At 72.0% G+C, this 15,943-nt stretch carries 16 protein-coding genes and 1 pseudogene; 6 read left to right on the top strand and 11 right to left on the bottom strand.

Annotated elements, in window-relative coordinates; all coding sequences use genetic code 11:
• A partial coding sequence (locus ACLQ24_RS04365; RefSeq protein WP_425889099.1) for a hypothetical protein occupies positions 1-227 on the top strand: 227 nt, incomplete at its 5' end.
• A 69-nt stretch (positions 228-296) separates the two neighbouring features.
• Here ACLQ24_RS04365 and ACLQ24_RS04360 read toward each other — a convergent pair.
• From ACLQ24_RS04360 to ligD, 3 genes and pseudogenes are all read right to left on the bottom strand, one after another.
• Positions 297-919 (bottom strand): annotated as a pseudogene (locus ACLQ24_RS04360) (DUF222 domain-containing protein); the annotation flags it as partial.
• 211 nt (positions 920-1,130) lie between these two features.
• Positions 1,131-1,454 carry a hypothetical protein gene (locus tag ACLQ24_RS04355; RefSeq protein ID WP_425889091.1) on the bottom strand — a complete coding sequence of 108 codons (324 nt, stop codon included), beginning with the start codon at positions 1,452-1,454 and terminating at the stop codon, positions 1,131-1,133.
• Between the two features lie 245 nt (positions 1,455-1,699).
• A complete protein-coding gene (gene ligD / locus ACLQ24_RS04350) occupies positions 1,700-2,722 on the bottom strand; it encodes a non-homologous end-joining DNA ligase (protein ID WP_425889090.1) in 1,023 nt (340 codons plus the stop codon).
• A 47-nt stretch (positions 2,723-2,769) separates the two neighbouring features.
• Here ligD and msrB point away from each other — a divergent pair, with 47 nt between their 5' ends.
• Complete coding sequence (gene msrB, locus ACLQ24_RS04345) at positions 2,770-3,174, top strand: peptide-methionine (R)-S-oxide reductase MsrB (protein WP_425889089.1); 405 nt, start codon at positions 2,770-2,772, stop codon at positions 3,172-3,174.
• A 9-nt stretch (positions 3,175-3,183) separates the two neighbouring features.
• Here msrB and ACLQ24_RS04340 read toward each other — a convergent pair whose 3' ends face one another.
• From ACLQ24_RS04340 to ACLQ24_RS04330, 3 genes are all read right to left on the bottom strand, one after another.
• Positions 3,184-3,822, bottom strand: coding sequence for a DUF305 domain-containing protein (locus ACLQ24_RS04340; protein WP_425889088.1), 639 nt, complete (start codon positions 3,820-3,822; stop codon positions 3,184-3,186).
• Positions 3,823-3,883: 61 nt separating this feature from the next.
• Positions 3,884-4,606 carry a lytic polysaccharide monooxygenase gene (locus tag ACLQ24_RS04335; RefSeq protein ID WP_425889098.1) on the bottom strand — a complete coding sequence of 241 codons (723 nt, stop codon included), beginning with the start codon at positions 4,604-4,606 and terminating at the stop codon, positions 3,884-3,886.
• Between the two features lie 132 nt (positions 4,607-4,738).
• On the bottom strand, positions 4,739-5,014 hold the full coding sequence (locus ACLQ24_RS04330) for an isoamylase early set domain-containing protein (RefSeq protein ID WP_425889087.1): 276 nt from the start codon (positions 5,012-5,014) through the stop codon (positions 4,739-4,741).
• 652 nt (positions 5,015-5,666) lie between these two features.
• Between ACLQ24_RS04330 and ACLQ24_RS04325 the strand changes: the two genes are divergently transcribed.
• The gene (locus ACLQ24_RS04325; RefSeq protein ID WP_425889086.1) at positions 5,667-7,196 is read left to right on the top strand and encodes a substrate-binding domain-containing protein; all 1,530 of its coding nucleotides are present in this window, start codon (positions 5,667-5,669) and stop codon (positions 7,194-7,196) included.
• 138 nt (positions 7,197-7,334) lie between these two features.
• Entirely contained in the window at positions 7,335-7,814 is a 480-nt protein-coding gene (locus ACLQ24_RS04320; protein WP_425889085.1) for a GNAT family N-acetyltransferase, read from the top strand.
• A 64-nt stretch (positions 7,815-7,878) separates the two neighbouring features.
• On the opposite strand, the gene hemQ is transcribed toward ACLQ24_RS04320, so the two are convergent.
• The 3 genes from hemQ to hemE are packed head-to-tail and all read right to left on the bottom strand — an operon-like array spanning position 7,879 to position 11,091.
• The gene (gene hemQ, locus ACLQ24_RS04315; RefSeq protein ID WP_425889084.1) at positions 7,879-8,580 is read right to left on the bottom strand and encodes a hydrogen peroxide-dependent heme synthase; all 702 of its coding nucleotides are present in this window, start codon (positions 8,578-8,580) and stop codon (positions 7,879-7,881) included.
• Positions 8,577-9,986 carry a protoporphyrinogen oxidase gene (gene hemG, locus ACLQ24_RS04310; RefSeq protein ID WP_425889083.1) on the bottom strand — a complete coding sequence of 470 codons (1,410 nt, stop codon included), beginning with the start codon at positions 9,984-9,986 and terminating at the stop codon, positions 8,577-8,579. The genes hemQ and hemG overlap by 4 nt, the downstream gene beginning before the upstream one ends.
• Before the next feature lie 7 nt (positions 9,987-9,993).
• Complete coding sequence (hemE, locus tag ACLQ24_RS04305; protein WP_425889082.1) at positions 9,994-11,091, bottom strand: uroporphyrinogen decarboxylase; 1,098 nt, start codon at positions 11,089-11,091, stop codon at positions 9,994-9,996.
• A 137-nt stretch (positions 11,092-11,228) separates the two neighbouring features.
• Here hemE and ACLQ24_RS04300 point away from each other — a divergent pair, with 137 nt between their 5' ends.
• Complete coding sequence (locus ACLQ24_RS04300) at positions 11,229-11,801, top strand: DUF3000 domain-containing protein (RefSeq protein ID WP_425889081.1); 573 nt, start codon at positions 11,229-11,231, stop codon at positions 11,799-11,801.
• A 31-nt stretch (positions 11,802-11,832) separates the two neighbouring features.
• On the opposite strand, the gene ACLQ24_RS04295 is transcribed toward ACLQ24_RS04300, so the two are convergent.
• Both ACLQ24_RS04295 and ACLQ24_RS04290 read right to left on the bottom strand, forming a co-directional pair.
• Positions 11,833-12,735, bottom strand: coding sequence for a hypothetical protein (locus ACLQ24_RS04295; protein WP_425889080.1), 903 nt, complete (start codon positions 12,733-12,735; stop codon positions 11,833-11,835).
• A 141-nt stretch (positions 12,736-12,876) separates the two neighbouring features.
• Positions 12,877-14,100 carry a S1C family serine protease gene (locus tag ACLQ24_RS04290; protein ID WP_425889079.1) on the bottom strand — a complete coding sequence of 408 codons (1,224 nt, stop codon included), beginning with the start codon at positions 14,098-14,100 and terminating at the stop codon, positions 12,877-12,879.
• Positions 14,101-14,310: 210 nt separating this feature from the next.
• Here ACLQ24_RS04290 and ACLQ24_RS04285 point away from each other — a divergent pair, with 210 nt between their 5' ends.
• Entirely contained in the window at positions 14,311-15,636 is a 1,326-nt protein-coding gene (locus ACLQ24_RS04285) for a ribonuclease D (protein ID WP_425889078.1), read from the top strand.
• Positions 15,637-15,943: the final 307 nt, after the last annotated feature.

The raw sequence follows: 15,943 nt of genomic DNA, 5'->3' as shown, positions 1-15,943 counted from the left end.
TCGAACGCCAGGTCAGACACGCTCTGACCGCCCTGGGCCGGACCACCATCGCCGGTCTCTACGCCGGCCGGCCCGCCGTCCCGACCACCCGACTGATCTTCCAAGCCCTCGCCGGCATGAGACTCATCCCCACGACCAGCGGCGACCCACACACCATCCCCCAACCCACACCCCTGCAACTCGAAATCCTCGACCTGCTCGACGTCAATCCGCTGGAATGGTGCTGACGATCGCCGACGTGCGGAATGCAGGGCTAGCCCGTCGAAGCTGGTAGTGACGACGAGCTGCGCGGGGTCGCCGCCGGTCTCGGGCAGTTCGCCGGTGCGCAGCGCCAGCCTGCACACGTCTGCGAGGGCGTCATGGCGGCGCTGGCCGGCACAGCGGGTGTCATCCGGCCCGGAAGGCGCGCCAACGGGTCGATGGCGGCCCGCAGCAGCGCGGCGGCCTCCGCGTCGAGGATGCCGCTGAGCCGGAGCCGCCCGCCGGTCTGCTCAGAGATGGTGACGTGCCGGTCGCGAGCCGCCCGGGCGGCCTCGGCGTCCAGGGCCGCCGCGTCGGCGGCGTCGGCGAGGTCGGGAGCGACGTGGTCAAGGATCCGGGTGCCCATCCGCCGCAGCAGCGTCGGGTCGAACTGCCCCGCCCACTCGACGAGCACACCGACCGCCTTGTCGGCCACCTCGCCGCCCGCCGACGCGGTCACCGTGGCGGCCGTGTCGGCGATGACCCGGGCCTGCTCCACGCTGACCGTTCCGTCCGCCAGCGCCTTTCGCACGGCCGGTGGAGCCGCGTCGACCGAGGCCGCGAGCCCGACCAGCCGACGTGCGGCGGCGACGTCGAGCCGCAGCCGCTCACGCAGCCACACCGCCGTCGAGGACGCGCCCTGCGCGACCGCGGTGCCCCGACCGTCCAGCTCGCGCACGAGCGCCAACTGCGCCGCCGCCAACCGCTGCGTCAGCCGGTGGGTGGCGTCGAGCGCCGCGATCAGGTCGTGCTCGGAGAGAGCCCAGGCGGCGGTGTCGGCGCACGCCGCCACCACCCGGTCCGCCCGCGCCAACTCATCGATCACCAGCAAATTCTAGAACAGGCGTGCGACAAGAACAGGTCGCGCCGCTGGGCTGGACCTGGGGGACTCAGCCCTCGGCCAACTCCAGACGGTGCTCTCGAATCCAGGCCATCACGTCCGACCTTCGCCAGACCTTGCCCTGCACGAGATCAGCAACGGGCTCCGGAAAATTCCGGTGGCTGGTGATCACGTAAACACGCTGCTTGCCGATGCCGCCACGCATCACGCGAATCTCCGCAGCGCCCACCAGATCCAGATGGCCGACGGTAAACAGATGACCTGACTCCTTGACCCGGGTCAACTTACCGGTCACCGTCAGGGGCATGTCTACGTCGAACCGAACGCCGCCCCCGGCGGGCCACTGACCGGCTTGCATCCGGTGCACCAGCACCTACCGCGCAGGCCGACCTGGCTCTGCCGGGTGTGCGCCGCCACCTGGCCGTGCGCAAGCGCCCGCATGTTGCTGCGAGTGCAGTACGGAGCCGACCGGGTGGGACTGTCGGTCTATCGGGCGAGCCAGTTGTTCGAGGCTACGGCCGACCTGCTGAAGCTGAACCCGGACGCGGTACCCGACTCTCGAGGGTTGTTCGACAGGTCCGTGGCGTGGACGGCTCGGCCGCCCTCAGGAGAACGGACTTAGGGGGTGCGCTTGGCGCGGCTGGGCTGCACACGCTTGGGCTCACCGGGCATCTTCGGATGGTCCGGCGGGTACGGCAGGTCACCCTGCCCGGCGGCGGCGTCGCGTTCGGCCCACTCCAGCAGGGGCGTGATGTCCCACGGGGAGTCGTCGATGCCGGCGTGCGGGTCGCCGATCTCGGCCAGTCGGGCCGGGACGGTACGCAGATCGAAGTCGTCCGGGTCGACGTCCGGCAGCTCAGCCCAGGTGACCGGGGTGGAGACGGTGGCGCGCGCGTTGGCCCGCAGCGAGTACGCGCAGGCGATCGTCCGGTCCCGGGCCATCTGGTTGTAGTCGACGAAGACCCGGCTGCCGCGCTCCTCCTTCCACCAGGCGGTGGTCACCAGGTCGGGATTGCGGCGTTCGACCTCGCGGGCCAGGGCGATGGTGGCGCGACGCACCTCGGTGAACGTCCAGCGGGGTTGGATGCGCAGGTAGACGTGCACGCCGCGCCCGCCGGAGGTCTTCGGCCAGCCGGTCGCGCCCAACTCGTCGAGGAGCGCGCGGACCTGGGCGGCGGCCCGGGCCGCGTCGGCGAAGTCGGTGCCGGGCTGCGGGTCGAGGTCGATGCGCAGTTCGTCGGGGCGGTCCACGTCGGCGGCGCGCACCGGCCACGGGTGGAACACGATAGTGCCCATCTGCGCCGCCCAGGCCACGTGTGCCAGGTCGGCGGGGCACAGCTCGGCCGCGCCACGACCGCTCGGGAAGGTGATCTGGGCGGTGGTGATCCAGGCCGGTACGCCCCGGGTGGGCACCCGCTTCTGGAAGAATGCCTCGCCCTCGACGCCCTCGGGGAAGCGTTGCAGCGTGGTGGGCCGGTCCCGCAGGGCACGCATGATCCCGTCGCCGACGGCCAGGTAGTAGTGGAAGACGTCCGCCTTGGTGAACCCCCGCTCCGGGAAGATCACCCGGTCCGGGCTGCTCAGCCGTACGTTGTGCCCGGCCACCTCGACCTCGGCGACCGCTGCCTTGGTGCCACCCATCCCGCGACCTTATGCCACACCCCCGACGTTCGACGTACCGTTGACGGGTGAATCTTGATGACAACAACCTGCCCAAGACCGAGGACGAGTGGCGTGTCCGCCTGAGCCCCGAGGAGTTCCACGTCCTGCGGGAGCACGGCACCGAACGCCCGTGGGTCGGCGAGTACGTGGACACCAAGACTCAGGGGGTCTACCACTGCCGGGCCTGCGGCTTGGAACTCTTCTCCAGTGACACGAAGTTCGACTCGCACTGCGGGTGGCCGAGCTTCGACGACGCCATTCCGGGCCGGGTCAAGGAGATCGACGACCGCAGCCTCGGCATGGCCCGTACGGAGATCCGCTGTGCCCGCTGCGACAGCCACCTGGGGCACGTGTTCCACGGCGAGGGTTTCACGCCGAAGGACACCCGGCACTGCGTCAACTCGATCTCGGTCCGCTTGGAGCCGCGCTGATCCTCGCGCTCAGGGCGTACCCCTGAGCAGCTCGACCTCGGCGGTCCGGGACTGCTCGATCCGCCGGGCCAGGCCGCGGACCCGCTCGTCGCGGCCGACGCCGACCTGGGCCCGGGCCAGGTCGGCGGCGGCCCGCTGGTGATCCGTGAGGACCTCGCGTAGCACCTGGTCGACGTCGGCGTCCGGCGCGGCCCGCAGCCGGTCGGGCGCGCTGTCGTCGCCGTGCCCGGCGTGGTCGTGCCCGGCGTGGTCGTGCCCGGCGTGGTCGTCCCCGGCGTGGTCGTCCCCGGCGTGGTCGTGCCCGGCGGCGCTGGCGCCCGGCCCGGTCGTCGGCAGCCACCCGCGCATGGCCGACAGCTCGTCGGCCTCGGTCACCTCGATGGCGGCGGCCAGGGTGCGCAGCGTGTCGTCGCGCAGTCGGTCCCGGGCGAGCCGGACGATCTGCAGGGTGCGTTCGCTGTGCCCGACCATCGTGCTCAGGAACACCACGTCGATGCCGCTCAGGTCGACAGCGGTCGGCGCGGGCCCGGCCACCGCGGAATCGGCCACCACCGGGGACGCGGGGGTCGGTGGGCGCGGGGACGGCCCGGCGCAGGCGGCGAGCAGCGACGTGGCGACCAGGCACGTCAGCAGGGTTGCGCGGGGCATGCCGAGGGCTCCGATCATCCGGGACGGCGACATGGGTGCGGCCGGGGCCGCACCCGCGCGGTCAGACCTGTTGCCAGAGCGCCGGTACGTTCGGCGGCTCCCAGCCGGAGATCGCCGTGTGGGCCTGCCGGCAGCGGTACGTCAGCCCGCCGTAGGTGACCTGGTCGCCGACCTGGTACGCCCGGCCGGCCGTCCAACTGCCACCCGTCGCGGGCGGGGTCGTCGGGGCGGTGGTCGGGCTGGTGGTCGGCCGGGGCGTGGGTGAGGTGGTCGGCGTCGGGGTCGGCGTGGTCCCGCCGCCGCCGATCTGCACGTCGATGCAGGAGTAGAAGGCGTTCGCCGTGTCGGAGATGTTCCACACGGCGAGGATCTTCTGCCGCCCGGAGAAGCCGCCCAGGTTGACGGTGTGCGAGACCGTCGCGCCCGGCTGCTGCCCGTTGCCGTTGACCACGCCGACGCGGGTGCTGCCGATCCAGTACTCCCAGTTGCTGGTGGCGTGTCGGGCGGTGTTGACCCAGGTGAAGGTCAGCGAACTACCCACCGATGTGGCCGGCCAGCCCCGACTGTCATCGTTGAGGACGGCGAACTGGCTGACGCCGGCGTTGCAGCTCTTGAGGCCCTTGGGCCCTTCGACGCTCTGCGGCTCGTACTTGATCTGCCCGCAGTCGGGCACCCGGCCCTGCGCGCAGAGCGCCTGCCGGCTCGGTGGGGCGGAGACGTAGCCGTGCGCCTGGGCGGGCGCGGCGACGGTGAGGGTGGCGGCGACAGCGCCCACCGCCACCAGCGGGACGGTGATTCTTCGACGCGTGGGGGCAGCTCCTTCTGCAGGTGCGGTGAGGTGCCCCACGGTAATTTAAACTTTATTAACAGTAAAGACTGGGATCGATAAATACATCGATGGTGACGAGTTGACCTCTCAGAGTCGCAGCAGGCCACCGCCGTCGTCGATCTCGTCGGCCGACTCGTCGTCGAGCCATACACCGCCGCTGGCGAGGTAGCGGAACCGATACTCCCCCGGACCGAGCTTCACGGTCACCGTCCGGGTGCCGTCGCGGCGGGCCACCAACTCGTGCCGGCCGGGCTCCCAGTCGTTGAACGAGCCTACGACGCTCACCGGACCGGGCGGCGCGTCCCGCGGGAGACAGAAGGTCACCCGGGTCTGGCTGCCGAAGAGCTTGTTGCGTTTGATCATGGCGATCCTCCGGGGGTCACGGCGATTCACCGGGCCTAACGGTCGACACGCCGACGTCGACACGCCGCCCCCATCCCCGGCCGGCTGACGGCAATTCGTCCCCCGGCCGCCCCGCCGAGCCGAGCCGAACGCAAGGCTTGACCAGACCGTCGCCACTGACGCACCGGAAATTCATCTGGTTCCTTGCAAAAATCTTGCAAGGAACCATATGCCTGCTTACTACATCGGAGTACCCGCCTGTCCGAATCCTGGACTCCTACTGCCGATCGCCCTTAATGCAATTTTCGCGACCGGGTTCAGCTTCCTGAAACCTTATCGAGGTAAGTTGGATGAAGACTGGTTCCGTCTGTTGATCGGGGCTGGGTTCATCGCGTCTGAAACTGTGAGAGAAGACATGACTACCGATAGTGGTGGCACGGATCGTTTGCGGGCGAATACTGACCGCTATGGCCAGTACCGTGCGGACTGGGGCGGGGGTGAGCCGCCGCGAAGTCATCGCCACCGGCCTCGGCGCCGGAGTAATTTATTAGCGTTGGCCTCTATCATTGTCGCAGGACTGGTAATCGCCGCCACAACGAATTATGCAGGGCTTATTAACAGGCTGTCGCCGGGATCGTCCTGCGATAAGGGTACGAACTCCCTGCGCGTTGTCGTGGCTTCCGAGATCGTGCCTGTCGTGGCAGCGGCGGTAGGAAAGATGGGTAATCAGGGATCTGCCTGCAGCCCGGTTGATCTCATCGGGGAAGAGTCGGCGATGACGGCGCAGAAGGGCGCGCCGCGAGCGCTACAGGTGTGGATTCCGTCGTCTCGTGTCTGGCTGGACAGCGTCGACCCGGACCGGCGCGTCTACCCCGTCCACGACGACTACCTGGCGCGGTCACCTCTGGTTCTTGCTGTGCCCGCAGGTGTGGCCGGTACGAAGCGGTCCAGCTTTTCGTGGACGACGTTGTTGAGCGATGTTGCGGGAGGGTCGGTCACGCTCAGCATGGGCGACCCCTCGCGGGATACCGCCGGCCTGCTGTCGTTCATTGCGGTGCAGGCCGCCGCTGCCTCGCCCGGAACCGACGCCGGCGTGGCGCAGCTTCGGGCTCTCGCGCTACGTAGCAGGCTGCGCGACGCGGACGCCTCGGCCGGTGAGTTGCTCCGCGTGTCCGTCGAGCACCGCGACGACCCGAAGGCCCTCGCAGGCCTCGGAGTTTTCCCGGTGCTGGAGCAGCAGCTCTGGAGGCACAACGACGGCCGAGACAAGCCAGTGCAGAGCCTGTACGCCAGTGACATCGCAGTCGACGCTGACTACCCCGTGGCGATCGCACACGAGGCCAGCGCCACCGCCGTGCAGCGTCGACTGTTGAGCCAGTTCATTGGCAGTCTACGGTCGGTGGATACCAGTAACGCCCTGGTGGCCGCAGGTTTTCGCCTCGCCGGATTTGGTGGACCGTCGCCTCGGGTCGGTGTACCCAAGGGTCTGCCCTTGAAGATCGCTGACGCGACGGCGGTCGCCGACGCCAGTGTGGGTTTGAAGGCAGCCGAATGGTCCCGGTATCGTCCGGAGCGCTTTCAGGTGCTCGTGGTCATCGACCGTTCAGGCTCCATGGCCGCTCCCGTGGTCGTCGGGTCGGGTCGCATCGGGACGAAGGCGACGCTACTTCGGTCTTTCGGTGCTGTCGCCACGCAGACGTTCACTAATGACACGGAACTCGGACTGTGGTTCTTCGGCGCACCGACTGCCAAAAGCCCGCCAACCGAGGAGGTGGTTCCATTAGGGCCGGTCACCGGCACTGTCAAGGGCGAAAATCGTCGACAACTTATTGGTCGCAAGATTGCGGGATACACCCCTATTCCTGATGGCGGGACGCCACTGTACAGGGCGGTGCTCGATGCTGTTAGCTACCAGCAAACCAAGGCCAAGCCAGATCGCCGGACGATCGTCGTCGTCCTGACCGACGGCCAGGACGGTAACTCACCCTACGCTATGGACAAAGCACAATTCCTTAAACAGCTTACCCAGGCCCAAACCCCGGTGCCGGTTTTCTCGATCGGCATCGGCGAGAGCGCGGACCTGGACACATTGCGTGCGATCGCCGAGACAACCGGCGGCCGGGCCGAAGCCGCGCAGAATCCCAAAGACCTCGCCGTTGCCATGGCGCACATCTTCTTGGCGGCGGTCGCCGGAGCCAAGTAGCGGGCCCGGCTGCTGCACGAGCCACTCCCACCGCCGGTGCTTCTCGGCGGTGCGCTGCTGCTCACCGCGGTGGCCGCCACCTATCTCGCACCGACCCGCGAGGACGCCGCGTGAGCCGGCCCGACCTAGGATCGGCGGGTGCCCCAGCAGACCACCGACGTCCGGACGGCCTCCTTCGCCGAGCTGGACGCCCGTACCTTCCACGACCTGCTCAAGCTGCGCGTCGACGTGTTCGTGGTGGAGCAGAACTGCCCGTACCCCGAACTCGACGGGCGTGACGTCGAGCCGGACACCCGACATGTCTGGTTGACCGACGGCGGCGCGCCGCTGGCGTACCTGCGGATCCTCACCGACCCGGGCGGCGTCGCCCGGATCGGTCGTGTGGTGGTGGCCCCGAGCGCGCGCGGCGGCGGGCACGCCGGCCGGTTGATGACGGCGGCGCTCGACCTGATCGGCGACCGGCCGGCCGTGCTGGACGCCCAGTCGCACCTGGTCGCGTTCTACGCGCGGCACGGCTTCACGGTCAGCGGCCCGGAGTACGTCGAGGACGGCATCCCGCACACCCCCATGTGCCGCAACGCACGGTCCGCGCCGGCGGCGTCAGCCATTGACGCCTGACGATCGAACTGGCATCGTGCCGCCGCACCCGGGCGGGGGCGCGGCGCCGGCCGGCCGGCCGGTGTCAGACCAGGCAGTTGACGATCTCGGCGACCGAGCGGCGGCGACCCGTGTAGAACGGGACCTCCTCGCGGACGTGCCGGCGCGCCCCGGAGGCGCGCAGGTCACGCATCAGGTCGACGATCCGGTGCAGCTCGTCGGCCTCGAACGCGAGCATCCACTCGTAGTCGCCCAACGCGAACGACGCGACCGTGTTGGCCCGTACGTCCGGGTAGCCGCGCGCCATCTTCCCGTGCTCGGCCAGCAGCTCACGCCGCTCGGCGTCCGGCAACAGGTACCACTCGTACGAGCGCACGAACGGGTAGACGCACAGGTAGGGGCGGGCCTCCTCACCGGCCAGGAACGCCGGGATGTGACTCTTGTTGAACTCCGCCGGCCGGTGCAGCGCCATCTGCGACCAGACCGGGGTCAGCGCCCGGCCCAGCGTGGTGCGCCGGAACCGCAGGTACGCGTCCTGGAGCGCGTCGCTCGACGGGGAGTGCCACCAGATCATCACGTCCGCGTCGGCGCGCAACCCGGACACGTCGTACACGCCCCGGATCACCACGTCCTTGCCGGCCAGCTCGTCGAAGAGGGCCTCGACCTCGCCGGTGACGTTGTCCCGCAGCGACGGCAGCGGTGCGCTCGCCCGGAACACCGACCACATCGTGTAGCGGATGCTGTCGTTCAGCTCCCGCAGCCGGGCCGCGTTGGTCTGCTCGGTCATCTCGCCGGTCCTCCCAGTGCTGTGATGATCTCGTCGGCCGCCGTCTCGCCGGAGCGGACGCAGACCGGTATGCCGACACCGTCGTAGCCGGCGCCGGCCAGGACCAGGGTGGGGTGCGCGGCCCGCAGCGCCGTCCGTGCGGCGGCGACCCGGTCGGCGTGCCCCGGGGCGTACTGGGGCAGCGCGCCGCCCCACCGCTGCACGTGCCCGTCGACCGGGGCGGGCAGCGGGGTGCCGAGCACCGCCGACAGCTCCCGGTGCACGGTCGCGGCCAGGTCGGCGTCCGGGCGCTGGAGCTGCGCCTCCTCGCCGTAGCGGCCCACCGAGGCGCGCACGAGCGCCAGCCCGTCCGGCCGCCGCAGGTGCCCCCACTTCGTGGTGAAGAACGTCGCCGCCTTGATCAGCAGCCCCTCGGTGCCCGGCACCAGAAAGCCGGACAGCTCGGGCAGCGGCGGCTGCGGCAACGCCAGGGTGACCAGCGCGACGCTCGCGTAGTCCAATTCGCCGACGGCCGAGGCGGCCTCCGGGGCCGGACCGGTGAGCAGGCGGGCCGCCGGTCGGGCCGGCACCGCCAGCACCACGGCGTCCACGTCGATGCTCTCAGGGTCACGCGTCGGACCGACCGTGAGCCGCCACCCGGTGCCGGTGGGCGTGAGGTCACGCACCGCCGCGTCCCGTCGTACCGTCGCGCCGCTGGCCGTCACCGCCGCCTCGACCAGGGTGCCCAGCCCGCCGGCCAGGGTGCCGAAGACCGGGGCATCGGGCGCGCGGGGGGCGGCGGCCTGCGCGGCCCTGACCGCGCCGACCAGGGTGTGCTCCACCCGGGCGGCACGGGCCAGCGCCGGCATGGTCGTGACCAGGGACAGGTCGTCGGCGCGGCCCGCGTACACGCCGCCCAGCATCGGGTCGACCAGCCGGTCGACCACCTCGTCCCCGAAACGGGACCGGACCAGCGCGCCCACCGAGACGTCCGCGTCGGGTCCGACGAGCGGCCGACCGCCGTCGAGGTCGGCGTCCGCCGCCGGGCGCGCGACCATCGCCACCCGCTCCAGATCCCCGGGTACGCCCACCAACGTCCCGCCCGGGATGGGGCGCAGCCCCCCGTCGACGACCAGCGCGGCCTGCCCGACGGTGGGGTGGACGATCTTCTCGGCCAGCCCGAGCCTGCGGGCCAGCACCACCGCCGCGCTCTCGGCCCCGGTGGGGTCCCGCATCAGGAACGACTCGGCGCCGAACTCCACCGGTCCGCCGGCCAACGTCCCGGTGCGCAGCTTCCCGCCCAGCGCGCCGGACTGCTCGTACACCGTGATCTCGGTGCCCTCCGGCGCGCGGTCGCGCAAGCGGACCGCGGCGGCCAACCCGGCGATCCCGCCGCCGACCACCGCCACCCGCCAGGGCTGCCGCATCGCCGTGTCAGCCCTGGTCGGCCCGGCGGCTGGACACCTCGTGCACCAGCGCGACCACCCGGGTCAGCACATCCGGGTCGGTCTCCGGCAGCACACCGTGGCCGAGGTTGAACACGTGTCCGGGGGCCGCCCGGCCCTGCTCCAGGATGCGGCGCACCTCGGCCTCCACCACGGGCCACGGCGCGAGCAGGAGACACGGGTCCAGGTTGCCCTGCACCGCCCTGTCCGACCCGATCCGGCCGGTGGCCACGTCCAGCGGCGTACGCCAGTCGACGCCGACCACGTCCGCGCCGGCCTCGCCCATCGCGCCCAGCAGCTCGGCGGTGCCCACCCCGAAGTGGATGCGCGGCACACCGGCGTGCGCCAGCCCGCTCAGCACGGCCGTCGAGTGCGGCAGCACGTAGCGGCGGTAGTCGGCCTCGGAGAGCGCGCCGGCCCACGAGTCGAAGAGCTGGACGGCGGAGACACCGGCGGCGATCTGCACCCGCAGGAAGGCCAGCGTCACGTCGGCCAGCCGGGCGCAGAGCGCGTGCCACAACTCGGGATCGCCGTACATCAGGGCCTTGGTCTTGGCGTGGGTCCGCGACGGACCGCCCTCGACGAGGTAGCTGGCCAGCGTGAACGGCGCGCCGGCGAAGCCGATCAGCGGGGTGTCGCCCAGCTCGACCACGAGCTGGCGGACGGCCTCGTCCACGTACGGGACGTCGTCGCGGGTGATCGGGCGGATCCGGTCGACGTCGGCGGCGGTACGGATCGACTCGGCGACCACCGGGCCGGTGCCCGGCACGATGTCCAGGTCGATCCCGGCCGCGGCGACGGGCACCACGATGTCGCTGAACAGGATGGCCGCGTCCACCCCGTGCCGGCGCACCGGTTGGAGGGTGATCTCGGTGACCAGCTCCGGGCGGCGGCAGGACTCCAGCATCGGCACGTTGGCCCGGATCTCCCGGTACTCCGGGAGGGAGCGGCCCGCCTGGCGCATGAACCAGACCGGGGTGTGCGGGACGGGCCGACGCCGACAGGCCCGGATGAAGGGCGAGTCGGCCGGCCCGCCGGGGCGCGGGTGTCCGTCTCGGGCGGCAGTGCCCGTGGTATCCGTGGTCATCGCCGCAATCGTGCCACGCCGCCCGCCTCGGACCGGGTGGGGGTGAGAGGAAGGGCACGTTCCACACTCGGGCGCCCCGTCGCGAGTGTCGGCGCGCCGTCGAAGCGGGCGACCCCACGGCGGCATAGGCTGCCGACATGGCCCCCCCGATCGCGCTCCCGGAGACCTTCGCCCGCGCGGTCGCCGGGCTGCGGTCGTCGGCGCCCCGGCCGGAGATCACGCTGGAGGAGGTCGGCGCGCCCCAACGGCTCGCGCCGTTCACGTTCGCGCTCTCCGCGACGGTGCTGCGCGACGGCGACGAGGTGGCCACCGGCCGGCTGATCCTGCTGCACGACCCGGCCGGACACGAGGCGTGGCAGGGCACGCTACGACTGGTCACCTACGTGACGGCCGAGTTGGAGGTCGACCTCGCCGCCGACCCGCTGCTACCCGGGGTCGGCTGGACATGGCTGACCGACGCCCTCGACACCCAGGACGCCCGTCACCGCGCGATCGGCGGGACGGTCACCCAGACCATGTCGACCCGGTTCGGTGACCTCGCGGGCCCGCCCACAGCCGGCGACATCGAGATCCGCGCCTCCTGGACACCCGTCGACGACAACCTTGCCCCCCACCTGCTCGGGTGGTGCACCCTGCTCGCCTCGACCGCCGGCCTGCCCCCACCCGGGGTCACCGCTCTCTCCGACCGCCGCCCCGCCGCCACCGCCTGAACACTGTGGTGACGGCGGGCGGCGCGGCGGATCAGAGGTAGTTCTCCGCCTCGTCGCAGACCTTGTCGAGGCCCTTCATCGCCGCGTCGTACTTGCTCTTGTTGCCGGCCGCCGCCGCGCCCAGCGCCGTGGTCAGCTTGTCCAGGCAGCTGGCGATGACCTTCTTCTGCCGGGTCTGCTCGTCACGGTCGTTCCGGGTGCCGGTCAGATCCTGCTCGGTGTTGTCGAGCTTGTCCTGCATGACCTGCAGCTCGGTCTTGAGCTTGCCGATCTCACTGGTGTTGGCCGCGATGGTGCCGTCACGCTCGCTGACCTGGGCGGTGAGACGCTTCTCGGTCCGGTTCAGCTCGTTGTTCTTGGTCACGAACAGCCCGGTCATCACCCCGCTGACGACGAACAGCAGAGCGGCCACCAGAGCCAGCACCAGCACCGCGCGACCGCGCCGAGGAGCCGGCGCGGCACCGTACGGCGTCATACCGGGCGGGCCCGACATCGGCTGCCCGTAGGCCGGACCGGAGACCGGCGGCGCCGACATCGGCTGCCCGTAGGCCGGACCGGAGACCGGCGGCGCCGACATCGGCTGGCCGTACGGCGGGGCGCTGGCCGGGTAGGCCGACGTCTGCGGGGCACCGTACTGCGGGGCGGCCTGGCCGGGCGCGTACTGCTGCGGCGGCGCGGGCTGGGCCGGCATGGGTTGGGCTGGCGCGGGCTGGCCTGGCGCGGGCTGGCCTGGCGTGGGCTGGCCTGGCGTGGGCTGCTGGCCCGGCGCGTACTGCTGCGGCGTCGGCTGCCCGGCCGGGTACGGCACGGTCGGGTCGGTGCCCGGCGCGGACGGCAGCGTCGCGTGCGGCACCGTCGCGTCGGCCTCGGGCGAGACGGGCGGCGTCGGGGTGGCGGCCGGAAGGCCCTCCGGACCGGTCGGTGGCTGGGACATGTTCTTCCTCCAGATGAGCAGGTCCTCCGCCGGTGGGCGCGACGGACCGGATGCAGCGGCAGGTTCGTCCGGGGCCGAGGACCCGGAGACCTCGGGCACGGCCGGAAGGCCATGGGTGGCGCGAGCGGCCGGAGCCGCGGGTCAGCAGATCTTGAAACCGTCGCAGGCGACCTTGATCGGTACGGCCAGACCGATGCCCTCGGCGTCGCGCGCCTTGGCGGTGGCGATGCCGACCACCTGCTTGCTGCCGTTGATCACCGGGCCGCCGGAGTTGCCGGGGTTGATCGGCGCGTCGAACTGGATGGCCGGTCCGGAGCCACCCTGCGCGGCGCGCAACGCGCTCACCACACCCGTGGTGACGCTGTCTTCCAGGCCGAGCGGAGCACCGACGACGACGATCTGCTGGCCGGACTTCACGGCGGTGGGCGCGGTGACCAGGCCGGTGAACTTGCCGGTGGTACGCAGGTGCGCCACGTCGTTGGTCTTGTCGACCTTGACGATGGTGGCCGGGAAACGCTGGTCCGTGCGTTCCAGGAAGACCTCGCGTCCACCGGCCTCCCACACCGACTCGACCACGTGGAAGTTGGTGAACAAATTGGTGCCGCCGCCGGCCGCCGGCTTGCCCACCGCGAACGCGCTGCCGGTGAACTGGCCGGCCCGTACCCGGAACACGCTGGGCAGCACGGCGCTCGCCACCGCCTCCGGGTTGAACGCGGCCCCGGCCTGCTTCTCCAGGGCGTCCGCGCGCTTCTCCAGGCCGTCGAGACGAGCACCGTCGCCGTCCTGGGCCTGCGCCAACCGGCGGTCGGTGGCGGCGAGCCGGTCGCCGAGCCGGTCCAGCTGGTACGCCTGGAAGCCGGCCACGGCGGCCAGCGCGACGACGAGCAGGGCGGCGAGCACGACCGGCCAGCGGCGTCGGGTGGGTCGGACGGGCGGTGGGGTGACGCCCGGCCAGGTGGGCTGGCCGGCGGAGAACGGTGGTGCGCTGGCCAGGTCCCCCGCGGGCGGGTAGCCGCCGCCGTGCGACGCGGGGGCTGCCGGGGCGTACGGCGCGGCGCCGTAGGGCCCCGCCGGGTAGCCGGGGGCCATCCCCTGTCCCGCGGGCGCGGCGGGCGGGCCGGCCGGGGTGGGGCCCTGGCTCCACTGCCCGCTGTTGGGCGGCGCCGACCATCCGGTGCGGGGCGCCGGAACAGCCGTGGGCGGCTCGGTGCCGCCCGGCGTGCCGGACCAGGTGGCGCCGACCTGTGGATGCGGTTCGATGCGCGGGGGCAGGGGGCCGGGCCGTCCGCCGGACGAACCGCTCACACCGTCCGGCTCGGCACCGCCCATCGGTCGCCCGTCGCCCGCACCGAAGCCAGCCGTCATGATCGTCGTGCCCTTCCCCGTGGTCTCCCCGTGCGGCCGTCGTTCCGGAAGTCACACGATCGGGGCCGACGGCTCGATGGACCGTACCTGCGCGAACGGGCTTTGTCTGCCCCGATGTCCGGCATCCGAAAGAACACCTTGCGGACACCCGGCCGACACACGCCGGACCGGCTGCGCACGCCGGATCGGCGCGCGCACTAGGGTTGGCAGGTGACCGACGAACCACCCCTGCGCCGTCGGCCCGCCGCAGAACCTCCGGGACACGCACCCCAGCACCCGCTGTCGGCCCAGCCGCAGCCGGCGGGCGAGGGGCCCGACCCGACCGACGGTGGGCCCGTTCCGCTGACCGCCCCGCGTGACGGCACCCCCGAACCGGTGGCCACCCGGGCCGAGCTCGCCGAGGTCGTGGCCCGGTTCGCGGCGGGCACCGGCCCGGTGGCCCTGGACGCCGAGCGCGCCTCGGGCTACCGCTACAGCCAGCGCGCGTACCTCGTACAGCTACGCCGTGCCGGCGCCGGCACGGCGCTGATCGACCCACTGCCGCTGCCCGACCTCAGCGCGCTCGACGCGGTGATCGGCGACGCCGAGTGGGTGCTCCACGCCGCCAGCCAGGACCTGCCGTGCCTCGCCGAGGTGGGGCTGCGCCCACGCCGGCTGTTCGACACGGAACTGGCCGCTCGGTTGGCCGGGTTCGAGCGGGTCGGCTTGGCCGCGCTGACCGAGCAGCTACTCGGTTTCACCCTGGAGAAGCACCACTCGGCGGCGGACTGGTCGAGTCGTCCGCTGCCCGAGTCGTGGCTGACCTACGCCGCGCTCGACGTGGAGATGCTCACCGACCTGCGCGACGCGCTCGACGCCGAACTGACACGGCAGGGCAAGTCGGCCTGGGCCGCCGAGGAGTTCGCCGCCCTGGTCCGTACCGGCGCCCGGCCGCCCCGGGTACGCGCGGAGCCCTGGCGGCGTACGTCCGGCATCCACCGCGTACGCGGGGCGCGGGCCCAGGCCCGGGTCCGCTCGCTGTGGTACGCCCGCGACCAGATCGCCGCCCGGCGGGACGCCGCTCCCGGTCGGGTGCTGCCCGACTCGGCCATCGTCGCCGCGGCCGAGCTGGACCCGAAGGACGAGAAGACGCTGCTGACGCTGCCCGGTTTCGGTGGCCGCTCGGTCCGTCGACTGGCCCGCACCTGGCTGGCCGCGCTCGACGACGCCCGGGAACTGGCGGACGACGCGCTTCCGGTCACCCCGGCGGTGGAGGGTCCACCCCCACCGCACCGGTGGGCCGAGCGGGACCCGGTGGCGGCCGGTCGCCTGGCCCGTTGCCGGGAGGCGGTGGTCCGCATCGCGGGCGAGCACAACCTGCCCCCGGAAAACCTGATCACCCCGGATTCGGTACGTCGCCTGGCGTGGAGCCCGCCGGATGAGATCACCGAGGCCGCGGTGGCGGAAGCCCTGCGCGGCTTCAACGCCCGCGAGTGGCAGATCGGCCTGTTGAACCCGCACCTGACAGAGGCCCTGTCCCCCAACCCCATCCCCTAACACCCACCCACCCACCCACCCCACTGCCCGCCCCGCCCGCGCCCGCCACGCCCGCCCACGCCCGCCCGCCCCGCCCGCCCTCGTTGATCATGAAGTTATTGCCGCCGGCGTCGGCGTGTCCCGACAACAACTTCATGATCAACGGGCGTGGGGCCGGGGTGGGTCCCGGGCCGGGAGTGGGGCGTGGGCGGGGTTTCGGGGTGGGTGTTGTGGGGTGGGCCACAGCGGGGCGGTGGGGACGGAGTTGGTTACTGGCGAGTAGCATTCCGGGTGACGTGCCCCGCCCGGCCGAGACCCTCATTCGGTC

The organism is Micromonospora sp. DT4 (assembly GCF_049841675.1).
In the GTDB taxonomy this organism is placed as follows: Bacteria; Actinomycetota; Actinomycetes; order Mycobacteriales; family Micromonosporaceae; genus Micromonospora.
The sequence above is the reverse complement of the archived record's forward strand: the minus strand, read 5'-3'. Positions and strand labels throughout refer to the sequence as shown.

Bases quoted from the DNA above. Each gene is read 5' to 3' on its own strand.
- ACLQ24_RS04330 (WP_425889087.1), bottom strand. From the start codon at position 5,014: ATGATCAAACGCAACAAGCTCTTCGGCAGCCAGACCCGGGTGACCTTC.
- ACLQ24_RS04290 (WP_425889079.1), bottom strand. From the start codon at position 14,100: ATGACGGCTGGCTTCGGTGCGGGCGACGGGCGACCGATGGGCGGTGCC.
- hemQ (WP_425889084.1), bottom strand. From the start codon at position 8,580: ATGACCGAGCAGACCAACGCGGCCCGGCTGCGGGAGCTGAACGACAGC.
- ACLQ24_RS04340 (WP_425889088.1), bottom strand. From the start codon at position 3,822: ATGCCCCGCGCAACCCTGCTGACGTGCCTGGTCGCCACGTCGCTGCTC.
- hemE (WP_425889082.1), bottom strand. From the start codon at position 11,091: ATGACCACGGATACCACGGGCACTGCCGCCCGAGACGGACACCCGCGC.
- hemG (WP_425889083.1), bottom strand. From the start codon at position 9,986: ATGCGGCAGCCCTGGCGGGTGGCGGTGGTCGGCGGCGGGATCGCCGGG.
- ACLQ24_RS04300 (WP_425889081.1), top strand. From the start codon at position 11,229: ATGGCCCCCCCGATCGCGCTCCCGGAGACCTTCGCCCGCGCGGTCGCC.
- ligD (WP_425889090.1), bottom strand. From the start codon at position 2,722: ATGGGTGGCACCAAGGCAGCGGTCGCCGAGGTCGAGGTGGCCGGGCAC.
- ACLQ24_RS04295 (WP_425889080.1), bottom strand. From the start codon at position 12,735: ATGTCCCAGCCACCGACCGGTCCGGAGGGCCTTCCGGCCGCCACCCCG.